At 46.3% G+C, this 12969-nt stretch carries 10 protein-coding genes; 5 read left to right on the forward strand and 5 right to left on the reverse strand.

The features are described from left to right. Positions 1 to 234 precede the first annotated feature (234 nt). The 4 genes from ssoR to AC5YB3_RS22400 all read left to right on the forward strand — a co-directional run bounded on the left by ssoR (position 235) and on the right by AC5YB3_RS22400 (position 2875). Positions 235 to 915, forward strand: a complete 681-nt coding sequence (gene ssoR / locus AC5YB3_RS22385) for a response regulator transcription factor SsoR (RefSeq protein WP_494526212.1) — start codon at positions 235 to 237, stop codon at positions 913 to 915. A gap of 224 nt (positions 916 to 1139) precedes the next feature. Further along, complete coding sequence (locus AC5YB3_RS22390) at positions 1140 to 2267, forward strand: M14 family metallopeptidase (RefSeq protein ID WP_494526213.1); 1128 nt, start codon at positions 1140 to 1142, stop codon at positions 2265 to 2267. Positions 2268 to 2279: 12 nt separating this feature from the next. Continuing rightward, a complete protein-coding gene (locus AC5YB3_RS22395) occupies positions 2280 to 2597 on the forward strand; it encodes a hypothetical protein (RefSeq protein ID WP_006081737.1) in 318 nt (105 codons plus the stop codon). Then, positions 2594 to 2875, forward strand: a complete 282-nt coding sequence (locus tag AC5YB3_RS22400; RefSeq protein ID WP_006081736.1) for a YeaC family protein — start codon at positions 2594 to 2596, stop codon at positions 2873 to 2875. The genes AC5YB3_RS22395 and AC5YB3_RS22400 overlap by 4 nt, the downstream gene beginning before the upstream one ends. 262 nt (positions 2876 to 3137) lie before the next feature. Here AC5YB3_RS22400 and ansA read toward each other — a convergent pair whose 3' ends face one another. Together ansA and sppA are read right to left on the reverse strand one after the other, a co-directional pair. Then, positions 3138 to 4151: an asparaginase gene (gene ansA / locus AC5YB3_RS22405; RefSeq protein WP_006086774.1), complete on the reverse strand. Its 1014-nt coding sequence runs from the start codon at positions 4149 to 4151 to the stop codon at positions 3138 to 3140. Positions 4152 to 4288: 137 nt separating this feature from the next. Continuing rightward, positions 4289 to 6136 (reverse strand): signal peptide peptidase SppA, encoded by a 1848-nt coding sequence (sppA, locus tag AC5YB3_RS22410; RefSeq protein WP_494526214.1) that lies wholly within the window; start codon positions 6134 to 6136, stop codon positions 4289 to 4291. A gap of 165 nt (positions 6137 to 6301) precedes the next feature. On the opposite strand from sppA, the gene AC5YB3_RS22415 reads away from it, so the two are divergent. After that, positions 6302 to 8320, forward strand: coding sequence for an oxidoreductase (locus tag AC5YB3_RS22415; protein WP_494526215.1), 2019 nt, complete (start codon positions 6302 to 6304; stop codon positions 8318 to 8320). Between the two features lie 314 nt (positions 8321 to 8634). Here the strand turns inward: AC5YB3_RS22415 and yfaE are convergent, their stop codons facing one another. From yfaE to nrdA, 3 genes are all read right to left on the reverse strand, one after another. Further along, positions 8635 to 9084, reverse strand: coding sequence for a class I ribonucleotide reductase maintenance protein YfaE (yfaE, locus tag AC5YB3_RS22420; protein ID WP_494526216.1), 450 nt, complete (start codon positions 9082 to 9084; stop codon positions 8635 to 8637). Between the two features lie 11 nt (positions 9085 to 9095). Next, positions 9096 to 10226 carry a class Ia ribonucleoside-diphosphate reductase subunit beta gene (gene nrdB, locus AC5YB3_RS22425; RefSeq protein ID WP_413495265.1) on the reverse strand — a complete coding sequence of 377 codons (1131 nt, stop codon included), beginning with the start codon at positions 10224 to 10226 and terminating at the stop codon, positions 9096 to 9098. Positions 10227 to 10309: 83 nt separating this feature from the next. Further along, positions 10310 to 12598: a class 1a ribonucleoside-diphosphate reductase subunit alpha gene (gene nrdA, locus AC5YB3_RS22430; RefSeq protein WP_494526217.1), complete on the reverse strand. Its 2289-nt coding sequence runs from the start codon at positions 12596 to 12598 to the stop codon at positions 10310 to 10312. Positions 12599 to 12969: the final 371 nt, after the last annotated feature.

Here is a 12969-nt window from a genome sequence, read left to right on the forward strand (position 1 = left end):
AAGCGCCTTAAGGCGCTTTTTTATTGTGAAATGGAACCAGACACAGATTTTGAGTGGCTAAACATCATTTGACTCATCACTTTTAAATAGCCAATCTTCGTTTAGTTTTTCCTCTAATGTCGTATTTTGTTCACAGTTTTCAACATCACACTTCTTAACTAATGTAATAGGTCTAGAGTCATCTAGATTCGCATGGTAATATAAATGATATAGATTCTCGTTTAGGTTTTAAGGATGAGTAAAATACTCTTAGTCGATGATGATCCCTTGTTTAGTGTGTGGTTGGCCGATGCCTTGGGCACACAAGGGCATCAAGTTACATGTGCGGTGAATGGTGTCGATGGTCTGGCATGCATTGAAAGCTTTGCACCTGACATCATAGTGCTTGATTTAGTCATGCCACAAATGAATGGTTTTGAGCTGTTAAAAGCGCGGGAATGCTCAACGCCGGTATTGATGATTTCTGCTCGGGATAATGAAGACGATCGCATCAAAGGCTATGAATTGGGGGCCGATGATTTTTTGAGTAAACCGTTTAGTATCAAAGAGATTTTTGTTCGCTTACGTGCCTTAGAGCGGCGTCTTTGTTCTCGTCAATCTCACTCGCCGCAAATAGCGACTGTGGCGGCGAAAGTGATTAACTTTGATGATATGAGTCATAGGATCACCATTGGCACCCGTTATGTCGATTTGACTCAAACCGAATTTAAATTATTTAAATATCTGTTTGAAAGGAAAGGTCAAGTCATCACGAAACAAGAGTTGCAACGCTCAGTATTACAAAAAGATCTGGGCCGATTTGACCGCAATCTTGATATGCACATTAGTAACACGCGCCGTAAATTAGCCAACATCAGCTTGCCGCGTAACTTAATTAATACAGTACGAGGCCAAGGTTATAGTTTTATGGCTTAACACCATCGTTTACCACCTCGTTAACGGCTAAGTTTGACGGATGTTTGGCGTGAAACTTGGTCAATAAAAGGTCGACTACAACTGCCTTGACTGAATTTACTGGCTTTCGTTTTCCCCTTGGGATGTTTTGGTTTATCCTATCGGCCATATAATAAAATGTGCCGCGTGCTATCTGTCGCGTGCCATTAACAGCCCTTAGCTTTAACAACCTATTAGGAATCATTATGCGGATCAGTGCCAACTTTGATGGCGGAAATATCCAAGTCGTCAATCTTGATAATAAAGACGATATTCAACTTGCTATTCGTCCCGATGCGGGCGGCGAGTTTTATCAATGGTTCAATTTTCGATTCGAAGGTGAGGTGGGTAACCATTACACCTTAAATATCATCAACGCGGGGACGGCTTCCTATACCAAGGGATGGGAAGACTATCAGGCAGTAGCCAGTTACGACCGTCAACATTGGTTCCGTATTCCTACACAGTATCAAGACGGCAAACTGAGCATTAGCTTAGAGCTGGATTGCGATGCAATTCAAATTGCTTACTTTGCGCCATACAGCTATGAGCGTCATTTAGATTTACTCAGCAGTGCCCAGTTACACCCAGATGTCAATTTAGAGCATTTAGGCCTGACCTTAGATGGCCGCGATATTACCCTGATGAAAGTCGGTAATGGCGATCCTTCTAAACGCAATATTTGGATCACCGCCAGACAACATCCGGGCGAAACCATGGCTGAATGGTTAGTCGAAGGTCTAGTGAATCGTTTACTCGATAATGATTGTCCAACAGCGAAAGCGCTGCTCGACAAAGCCAATTTCTATATAGTGCCGAACATGAATCCCGATGGCAGTGTCAGAGGCCATCTGCGCACCAATGCGATTGGGATCAATCTTAACCGCGAGTGGCAAACGCCAAGTTTAGAAAAGAGTCCCGAGGTTTACCACGTCGTCAACAAGATGCAGCAAACCGGTGTCGACTTGTTTTATGATGTCCACGGCGATGAAGGTTTACCTTATGTGTTTCTCGCAGGTTGTGAGGGCGTGCCTGCCTACAATGATAAGCTGGCGCAGCTGCAAGCGGACTTCAGTCAAGCATTAACCTTAGCCAGTGCCGATTTCCAAACTCAGTTTGGCTATGACAAAGACGAGCCAGGCCAAGCGAATCTAACGGTTGCGTCTAATTGGGTCGCTCAGACCTTCGAGTGTTTATCCAATACCCTCGAAATGCCTTTTAAAGACAATAACAATCTGGCCGATCCTTTTGTGGGTTGGTCGCCAGAGCGCAGTATTTATTTAGGTGAAGCATCGCTTATCGCCATGCTCGCCGTTGTTGATAAATTACGTTAGGGCGAGGCTGATATGGCATTAATTGAATGTCCAGTGTGTCGCAAGCGGATGTCGAGTAAGGCGCCTTCATGTCCCCATTGTCAAGCGAGCACCAATGGTGACAATGAGTCTTTATCGCGCATTAGTCATATTCAAAAGTCCAGCAGCTTAATGAATCAGAGTTTTGTTGCTATGACCTTGTTTATTGCTGGTGTGGTTATTTGGTTTTGGGGTGGTGAACCTGCCGAAGGTATGCGGGCGAATATCGCTGGAATATGCTTTGTGTTTGGTTTTGTGGGTTATCTCATCACACGAGTCAGAATCGTGTTACATAAGCGGAAAAGTGTATGACAGATATTAATCAAGTGATCGATCAAATGCCCATTGAAGTCTATGAAAGGCTTCGTAGTGCAGCAGAGCTGGGTAAGTGGGAAGATGGCACTGTGTTAAGTGAAGCGCAGCGTGAATCGACCCTGCAGGTCGTGATGTTGTATCAAGCTCGCAAGCTGGAGCAAACTGAGCATTTCACTATTGCGCCTGACGGTAAAATCAATGAATTGTCTAAAGCCGAGCTGAAAAAGCAATTCCGCGGTGAGCCGATTGCTGAGTTTAAAGTGCAGGATTTATAAATTACTCACTGACTTCAAGGTGGTTTGTGTTTGCTAAGATGTTAGGCGTGGATCTAGGACTAGCTATTTATGTGACGCTAACATTGATTTAGTATCAACTAATTTCAATCCAAAAGCCTCTGTAAATAGCTCTCTGTAAAAGCACCGAGACAAGCACTCATTTGACGTCGTTTAATCTGAGTTTAAATAAAAAAGCCCATTAAATATGGGCTTTTTTGTTGCTAGTGATTGAGAACTACGAACAGATTAAAAGACACTATCTTTAATCTATGCTCAATTCACCGACCAAGTTTTGTAACATGGCTGCTTTTATCTCCGCTGGCTGCAAATTTTTCGATAGTAAATAATGCAGTTTTGCCAAGGCCGCTTCTATGGTCATATCGGCGCCACTGATCACGCCCGCTTTAGCTAGTGCATTGCCCGTGGCGTAGCCGCCCATATTCACTTTACCTTGGAAACACTGGGTAAGATTCACCAGCACTATGCCACGTTCATCCGCTTGCCTTAAGGTTTTGAGTAAAGCGGCATCCTGCGGCGCGTTACCCACACCAAATGTTAGCAGTATGAGGGCTTTAACCGGCTGTTGCAGAATGTTCTCAAAAATCTGTGTCGAGATCCCTGGATACAAGGTCACTACACCCACAGGCTGCGGACTGATATGCGCCACTTCCAATGGGGTATCGTTGGCAACGGTGATTTTGCCTGCGCGCAGATTGATTTTAATCCCAGCTTCAAGCAGTAGCGGGAAGTTAGGCGAAGCAAAAGCATCGAAGCCGTCGGCATGGGCCTTAGTCGAGCGATTACCCCTAAAGAGTTTGTTATTGAAGAATAGACACACTTCTGCGACCGGATAATTCGCCGCAATATAGAGTGAGTTTAATAAATTGGTTTGACCGTCTGAGCGCAGCTGGGCAAGGGGAATTTGCGAACCCGTCACTATCACAGGTTTTGACAAGCCTTGCAGCATAAACGACAGCGCCGAAGCCGTGTACGCCATGGTGTCAGTGCCATGGAGGATCACAAAGCCATCGTATTTATCGTAATTAGCTTGTATATCGTCGGCGATCATCTGCCAATCGGTCGGCGCCATATTGGAAGAGTCGATAAGCGGGCAGTATTCGTGGATTACGAATGTCGGCATTTCTTCATGGTAAAACTCAGGCATAGATTGCACGCACTGAGTCAGGAATCCCGCCACAGGGACGAAGCCGTTATCGGTCTTTTGCATACCGATGGTGCCGCCTGTATAGGCAACATAAATGGAGCGTTTAGTCATTCTTGTCGTTTTCTTAGCTTCAAGTGGCCGAATTATACGATTTAACTGACATAAACCCAATAAAAAAGCCCGGAGAGCCGGGCTTTGTCTTTGTCATCATCTTGAAGTTGCGAGCAGCAACCTAGACGCTGGCAGCTTTAGTTCATCATGTTGCAAGTATCGCAGTAGATGTAGACGTTATTTGGATCATCAAAAGAGGTTAACGTTTTCAAGCTGCTGGTCAATTGCGCTAGCATTTGCTCTAACATCGATGATTGGCTCAGTGAGGCGGGCAGATAGCTCGATACTGAGGCAAACATCTGTTGCATAAAGCGTTGCTCGGGTGTCAGTTCTTGTTCGATAACGCGGGTATCAAATAGTGTCATATCCGCGAGTTTAGCGGCTTTAGCTATCGCCTCATCTAAATCACCCAGTTCATCGACTAAGCCAAGCTCAAGGGCTTTTTTACCACTCCAAACACGGCCTTGGGCAATCTTATCGACTTGTTCTATGGTCATCTTGCGTTCTTTAGCGACCAGCGAGATAAAGTCTAAATAGCCACGTTCAATATGACGTTGGATAATCGCTTCAACTTGCGGTGACAGCGTGCGCGTCACAGACAATCCCGCCCATTCCGACGTCGATACGCCATCGGTATGCACGCCTATACTGGCCAGAGAATCTTCGAAGGTGGTGACCATGCCGAAGATCCCAATTGAGCCCGTGAGCGTGGTTGGCGTTGCGAAGATGTAGTCGGCACTGGCCGAAATCCAATAACCACCCGATGCGGCTAAACTGCCCATACTGACGACAACAGGTTTGCCCGCTGCTTTAAGTGCCAGTAATTCTTGACGAATTTGCTCCGAGGCAAAGGCGCTACCGCCAGGGCTATCGACGCGCAGCACTAAGGCTTTAACGTGTTTATCGAAACGGGCCTTACGTAACAGCTCGGCAGTGCTTTCGCCGCCAATTTGGCCCGCAGGTTGAGTGCCGTTCAGAATCGTACCGCTTGCGACAATAATGCCGACACTGTCTTGCTCAACAAAGCTTGGCAATGGCGTCACTAAGGTTAAATAATCATAAAAACTCACCTGCTTGAAACTGTCACCGCTGCTGGCTTTGCCCACGGTTTCTAGCATGGTTTGACGAAAATCTTCCGTGGTAGCTAAGCTATCAACCCATTTCATGTTGATGGCCATTGCCGCAGAGTCACCATTGGCTTTATCGAGCTCGGCCAAATAAGTGGTTGCATCGGGCACCAACGAGTTAGGCTCAATATTGCGATTGCCTGCGACAGTCTGGGTGTAGCTTTGCCATACATCCGCTAAAAGCGCGCTGCTGGCTTCGCGAGCGGCGTCGGACATATCGTCACGCATGTAGGGTTCAACCGCGGATTTAAAGGTCCCTACGCGGAAAATATGCGCTTTAATTTTGAGTTTATCTAAGGCCGATTTGAAGTACTGGTTGTACATACTCAGGCCATCAAGCGACACGCCGCCTTGGGGATTGAGGTAAATGGTGTCGGCAAAACTGGCGAGGAAATATTGATTCTGCTCGTAGTAATTACCGATGGCGACCACTTTTTTACCGCTTTCTTTAAAGCGGTTAAGTGCATCACCGATAGATTGCAGCTTGCTGATCCCGGCACGTTTCAAATCGGCTAGATCAAGTACTAGGGTACTAATCCTTTGATCTTGTGCGGCATTGTCAATCACATACAGCACATCGGCGAGCAGGATTTCCCCATCTGCGTTGGCATTTTGGCCTTGCTTGAATGCGGCTTCTAAGGGATCGACCTGTTGTTTCTGATCGACAATCGAGCCGGCCAGATTAAGCACCAGCGCTGAGTTGTCTTCTACTTGGATATCTTCGCTGCTGCCAATAGAAATAATGATGGCGGCTAAGATGCCAAAAAAGATCAGATTGAGGATCAGTTTACGCGTCCCGTTCAGGGTGTGCCAAATAAACAAACATATTCTCTTGAAAAACGATGGGTTAGCGGACATCTGTCACTCCTTTATAAGTCCAATCTGCCAATGCTAACTGAAAATGGCGCTACAGGCTAAACACAATTGTAAAGGATTTTGACTGATGGCCTCGATCCAACGGTTGAGCTTAGATTTGACTCAAGGTATGCTGATTTAAATCACTTGTTTTAAAAGGATGTTTGAATGTCGTTTCCCCATTTATTAGAACCCTTAGATCTGGGATTTACCCAGCTCAAAAACCGCGTGCTTATGGGCTCAATGCACACAGGTTTGGAAGAAGAAAAGGGCGGATTTGAGAAACTGGCAGCGTTCTACAAAGAACGCGCTCTGGGCGGTGTGGGTTTGATTGTGACGGGTGGTATTTCCCCTAATCTTCGTGGCCGCCTTACGCCCCATGCCTGTCAGCTGAGTTTTCCTTGGCAAGTCGGTAAGCATCGCGTGGTCACGCAGGCGGTGCATGAGGCTGGCGGTAAGATCTGTATGCAAATTTTGCATGCGGGCCGCTACGGTTATCATCCTTTTTCCCAAGCACCGAGCAAGATTAAATCACCCATTACACCTTTTACGCCGTCTGCTATGTCTAGTCGCCAAGTGCGCTCGACCATTAAGGATTACGCCAGCTCCGCCGCCCTTGCCAAGAAAGCCGGTTACGATGGCGTCGAGGTCATGGGATCTGAAGGCTATTTGATCAATCAGTTTGTCAGTGCGCGCACCAACACCCGCACCGATGAATGGGGCGGCGCGTTTGAAAAGCGCGCGCAATTCCCAATTGAGATTGTTAACGCGATACGGGCAAAGGTCGGTAAAGACTTCATCATTATCTTCCGTTTATCTATGCTAGATCTAGTGGATAACGGCTCGACTTGGGATGAAGTGGTGCAGCTCGCCCAGTGGTTAGAGCAAGCAGGCGTGTCCATTTTGAATACCGGCATTGGTTGGCATGAAGCGCGCGTACCGACCATTGCGACAAGTGTGCCCCGCGGCGCCTTTGCGTGGGTGACTGAAAAGCTCAAACAATCAGTTTCTGTGCCCTTAATTGCCACTAACCGCATTAACACCCCTGAGATTGGCGAGCAGATCATTGCCTCTGGTCAAGCTGACATGGTGTCGATGGCAAGGCCTTTCCTTGCCGATCCTGAGTTTGTGAATAAAGCCGCGGCGAACACGCCAGAGCTGATCAACACTTGCATTGGCTGTAACCAAGCGTGTCTTGATCATACATTCTCACTCAAGCGCGCGACCTGCTTAGTGAATCCTCGTGCCTGTTATGAGACTGAAATCAACTTCTTACCCACTGCCAATAAAAAGCGTATTGCGGTGATGGGCGCAGGTCCTGCGGGCATGGCGTTCTCTGTCTATGCCGCCATGCGTGGCCATAACGTTGTCTTGTTTGAAGCGAAATCCGAGGTAGGTGGTCAGTTTAATCTCGCCCGTAAAATCCCAGGAAAAGAAGAGTTTAACGAAACTATCCGTTATTTCATCAACCAAATTAAGTTGCATAAGGTGGAGCTGAGATTAAACACTCGCCTCGATGCCAGTGTGTTGGCAACCGAAAAGTTTGATGAAGTGGTGATAGCGTCAGGCGTTGTGCCGCGTGATTTAGTCTTACCCGGCTTTGATGACCCACGGGTGGTCGATTATCAAAAAGTGCTCTCGGGTGAAGTGACTGTCGGTAATACAGTAGCCTTGATTGGTGCCGGCGGTATAGGATTCGATATGGCGCACTTTTTGTGTGAGCGCCAATCTAGCACGCTGAACGCCGATAAATGGCTGCAACAGTGGGGCATAGATAAAACTTACCAACATGCGGGCGGCCTAACAGAACCTCAATCCGACAATACCGATCATCGTAAGGTGTTTTTACTGCAACGTAAAACGTCGAAGATGGGCAAAGGCTTAGGTAAAACCACTGGCTGGATCCACCGTCTTGTGCTTAAGCAACATGATGTGAAGATGAAAACGGGCGTGAGTTACGATAAGTTTGATGATGCGGGACTGCATATTCGCGTGGGCGAAACCGCTGAAGTGCTGGCCGTTGATAATGTTGTGCTTTGCGCTGGACAAGAATCGAATCGCACCTTAGTGGATGAGATGAAAGCGACAGGCTTGCCTGTGCATCTGATTGGCGGCGTGGATGTCGCGGCAGAGCTTGATGCTAAGCGTGCAATCCGCCAAGGCGCTGAGCTGGCTATGCGCTTATAGAAACTCGATAAGTCTTCTGCAATAAGCTTTAGGCGTCATGCGTTAAGTTTTAGATCCTGAAAGCCTGAACCTGAGTTCAGGCTTTTTTGTTTTGGTTTTCCGCGGGAATGCATTGAAAATAGAGAGAAGGAAGAAGAGTGGGGTTTAATGCGTTTGGTCACTAATTGGCGCGGATTGATTAAGGCAGTATTGAAAGGGACTTTGTGTTTAACAGCTAATGCTTGTTTTAACGCCGCCTACTGAAAAAGTGAAAGTTGCTCATTCAGAGTGGATCATTTAAAGCAGCTTATAGATAAGTCTAATTCTTGGCGCTGTTAGTCTTCAAATACTTCTTGTTTTAACGTGCGCGTGTTGCTTGCTTCATGCTGTGTTTGCTTTGACTTAGCCAAACTGGGTTTGCTCTGACGAGGTTGGCACGCATAGGTGACTACGGCAGCACCTTCAGGTGACAAGTCGAGCTCTAAATCTTCGGTAGGCACACAGCAGCAGGGTAAACATTCATCATGTTTGAGTTCGGCTAAGGGTTCGTTTAAGTAGCTGACTTTTCCGCTGATGACGCGTGTTTTGCAGGCACCGCAGAAACCGTTACGACATTCTGAGAAGATTTTGACTTTTTTGGCTTCAAGTGCTTGCAGCAAAGTGCCTTGTTGCTCGGTAAAGAGCAATACAGGCTGACCTTGAAGGCGCACGATTGGCGCCTTCGCAAACAGGTTTTGTGGCCGTTTTTTTGATGTCACTGTTTTAATGCCATTTTGTAACGTCATTTTTAAGTGTCTTATAGATCGAAGTCGAGGAACTCATCACCATCAACCGCTGAGTCGATTTGGCCGACAAGGTATGAAGAGACTTCAACTTCCTGTGGTGCGACTTGCACCGCATCGCTTTCTAACCAGTTTTTCATCCAAGGTAATGGATTGGTTATTTCAGGATAAGGTTGTGGCAGGTTCACCGACTTCATCCGTTGGTTAGTAATAAACTCAACGTATTGGCAGAGGATCTGTTCATTCAAACCTATCATAGAGCCGTCTTTGAACAGGTATTTTGCCCATTCTTTTTCTTGCTCAGCGGCCTTGAAGAATAAATCGAAAGCTTCCTGTTGGCATTCTGCAGCAATTTCACCCATTTCTGGATCGTCTTTACCGCCTTGCATGATGCTTAAAATATGCTGAGTGCTGTTTAAGTGTAAGGCTTCATCACGGGCAATAAGGCGAATAATTTTCGCGTTACCTTCCATTAGCTTACGTTCAGCAAAGGCAAATGAGCAGGCAAAGCTAACATAGAAACGAATCGCTTCTAGGGCGTTGACTGACATCATGCACAGGTACAAGGATTTTTTCAGGGTACGAGTGTTGACTATGACTTCTTTGCCATCGATAACATGGGTCCCCGCGCCGAGTAAATGGAACACTTGAGTCAATTGGATCAAGTGATCGTAGTAAGCAGCGATATCGGTCGCACGGCTTAAGATTTCTTTGTTCACGACGATATCGTCGAAGATCACCGAAGGATCGTTAACGATATTGCGAATGATATGGGTGTATGAACGCGAGTGAATCGTCTCAGAGAAAGACCAAGTCTCAATCCAAGTTTCTAATTCAGGTAGCGACACCAATGGCAAAAAGGCCACATTGGGTGAGCGACCTTGAATCGAGTCGAGTAAGGTTTGGTATTTCAGGTTAGAAATAAAGATGTGTTTTTCATGATCGGGCAATGCACCGTAGTCGATCTTATCGCGACTGACGTCTACTTCTTCCGGGCGCCAAAAGAAAGATAACTGCTTTTCTATCAGTTTTTCGAACACTTCATATTTTTGTTGATCGTAACGAGCCACGTTGACCGATTGACCTAAAAACATAGGTTCACGGGTGGCATCGTTGGGTGTTTGACAGAAGGTAGAGTAGGCCATGGTGCTATTTTCCAATGGATAGGGATCCACTCAATCGGGATCCCTATACTTTTTATTTGTAAGAGCCGCGTTAACGTTAAAGACTAGATTTTACACGCGCCGCCGGCGCAACCATCGTCTTCTTTCTCTAAATTGGTGATGTCATCGTGTGAATCCGACGCACCATCGCGAGTGTTATGGTAGTAAAGCGTTTTCACACCTAACTTGTAAGCATTGAGCAAATCTTTCAGCAGGGTTTGCATCGGTACTTTACGGCCTTCAAAACGTGAAGGATCATAGTTAGTGTTGGCCGAAATAGCTTGGTCAACGAACTTCTGCATGATACCCACTAGCTGTAAGTAACCGTCATTGCTTGGCATTTTCCATAGCAATTCATAGCTATCTTTCAGCGTATCGAAATCAGGTACAACTTGCTTCAACTGACCGTCTTTGCTCGATTTCACGCTGATAAGACCACGTGGTGGCTCGATACCATTGGTCGCATTGGAGATTTGCGACGAGGTTTCTGATGGCATTAATGCCGACAGCGTTGAGTTACGTAGGCCATATTGCTTGATATCGCTACGCAGTGATTCCCAGTCTAAGTGCAATGGTTCTGCACAAATTTTATCTAGGTCACGTTTGTAGGTATCGATTGGCAAAATACCTTGAGAGTATGTGGTCTCGTGGAATAACGGACACGCACCTTGCTCTTTGGCCAAGTTCATTGAGGCTTTCAGTAAATAGAACTGAATCGCTTCGAAGGTTCTGTGGGTCAGCTCGTTCGCGCTGCCATCGGAATACTTCATGCCATTTTTCGCTAAGTAGTTAGCGAAGTTAATCACGCCTATGCCTAAAGTACGGCGATTCATCGAGGCAATTTGCGCGGCCTTGATGGGGTAATCTTGATAATCCAACAGGTTATCCAGTGCACGTACGGCGAGGTCGGCTAATGGCTCAATATCAGATAATTCTTTGATAGAACCTAAGTTAAGTGCTGACAGCGTACAAAGCGCGATTTCACCTTCTGGATCATCGATGTTGTTCAATGGTTTTGTCGGCAGGGCGATTTCAAGACACAGGTTAGACTGTCTGATCGGTGCGACTTTTGAATCGAACGGGCTGTGAGTGTTGCAGTGATCCACGTTTTGAATGTAGATACGGCCAGTTGAGGCGCGCTCTTGCATCATCAGTGAAAACAGCTCAACAGCCTTTATGGTTTTCTTACGAATGCTGCTGTCTTGCTCATATTGCACATATAAACGTTCGAATTCATTTTGATCTTCAAAGAAAGCATCGTACAAGCCAGGTACGTCAGATGGGCTAAACAGGCTGATGTTTTCGCCTTTGATCAGACGTTGATACATGACTTTGTTCAACTGCACACCGTAGTCTAAATGACGGATACGGTTGTCTTCTACGCCGCGGTTATTTTTCAATACCAGCAGAGATTCGACTTCTAAGTGCCAAATAGGGTAGAACAGGGTCGCAGCACCGCCCCGCACGCCGCCTTGAGAACAAGATTTCACTGCGGTTTGGAAATACTTATAGAAAGGTAAACAACCTGTGTGGAAGGCTTCACCACCACGGATTGGGCTACCTAAGGCGCGAATACGACCGGCGTTAATACCGATACCCGCACGTTGGCTAACGTATTTCACGATAGACGAAGCTGTCGCGTTGATGGAATCTAAGCTGTCACCACATTCGATCAGTACGCAAGAGCTGAACTGACGCGTTGGCGTGCGCACACCGGCCATGATTGGCGTTGGTAGCGAAATCTTAAAGGTCGATACCGCGTCATAGAAATCTTTAACGTATTTCAGGCGCGTTTCTTTTGGATAACGGGCAAACAAACAGGCCGCGACCAAAATGTAGAGGAACTGGGCGCTCTCGTAGATTTCGTGCGTCACACGGTTTTGAACTAAATATTTGCCTTCAAGCTGTTTTACCGCAGCGTAAGAGAAGTCCATATCGCGCCAATGGTCGATATAGGTATCCATCACGTCGAGTTCTTCGCTGCTGTAATCCTGCAGAATGTGCATGTCATACTTGCCAAGCTCAACTAACTTAGTCACGTGGGTATACAGTGCTGGCGGCTCGAACTGACCAAAGGCCTTCTTACGCAAATGAAACACCGCTAAACGGGCGGCGAGGAATTGATAGTCCGGTGATTCTGGAGAAATTAAATCCGCAGCCGCTTTGATAATGGTTTCATGGATAGCTTCGGTTGGGATGCCATCGAAAAACTGTAGGTGCGAGCGAAGTTCAACTTCAGAAACAGAAACGTTTTTTAATCCCTTGGCTGCCCAAGTAATTACGCGGTGTATTTTTTCGAGATCGATATTTTCACGATCGCCACAGCGTTTTGTGACTGTCATAGTGCTATTCATTTGGAGATAGGCCTTGGTTCTTATATCTATTTAGGTGAGCAAGTTCACCGTACGTATCCTTGTAAAACAATCAATAACCGTCCCTTAAATACTGCTGACTGGTTGAAAACGAGTCAATTAAGCGGCGAGCTTTTAGTGTGTCTGATTGCTACCTATACACAAGATATGGTGTTTTAAATTATCTGGGATACAAGATAGTGAGGTTTGACCCTATTTGCAAGTCTGAATTCAGGGGACATCTTGTGGATAAGTTGAGGATAAGCTTTCGCGTTAGTAACGACTAACCTTGAAGCTCAATTTCAGGTTAGTGTGTCGCACTCATGGGGGATTTTTAGGCGATCTTTTCTTTAGATCGCGATCGCGCACAAGTG

The organism is Shewanella sp. 1311 (assembly GCF_059338235.1).

Excerpts from the sequence above, each read along its gene's own strand:
- nrdB (WP_413495265.1), bottom strand. The coding sequence starts at position 10,226 with ATGGCCTACTCTACCTTCTGTCAAACACCCAACGATGCCACCCGTGAA.
- AC5YB3_RS22390 (WP_494526213.1), top strand. The coding sequence starts at position 1,140 with ATGCGGATCAGTGCCAACTTTGATGGCGGAAATATCCAAGTCGTCAAT.
- AC5YB3_RS22395 (WP_006081737.1), top strand. The coding sequence starts at position 2,280 with ATGGCATTAATTGAATGTCCAGTGTGTCGCAAGCGGATGTCGAGTAAG.
- nrdA (WP_494526217.1), bottom strand. The coding sequence starts at position 12,598 with ATGAATAGCACTATGACAGTCACAAAACGCTGTGGCGATCGTGAAAAT.
- ansA (WP_006086774.1), bottom strand. The coding sequence starts at position 4,151 with ATGACTAAACGCTCCATTTATGTTGCCTATACAGGCGGCACCATCGGT.
- AC5YB3_RS22415 (WP_494526215.1), top strand. The coding sequence starts at position 6,302 with ATGTCGTTTCCCCATTTATTAGAACCCTTAGATCTGGGATTTACCCAG.
- sppA (WP_494526214.1), bottom strand. The coding sequence starts at position 6,136 with ATGTCCGCTAACCCATCGTTTTTCAAGAGAATATGTTTGTTTATTTGG.
- AC5YB3_RS22400 (WP_006081736.1), top strand. The coding sequence starts at position 2,594 with ATGACAGATATTAATCAAGTGATCGATCAAATGCCCATTGAAGTCTAT.
- ssoR (WP_494526212.1), top strand. The coding sequence starts at position 235 with ATGAGTAAAATACTCTTAGTCGATGATGATCCCTTGTTTAGTGTGTGG.
- yfaE (WP_494526216.1), bottom strand. The coding sequence starts at position 9,084 with ATGACGTTACAAAATGGCATTAAAACAGTGACATCAAAAAAACGGCCA.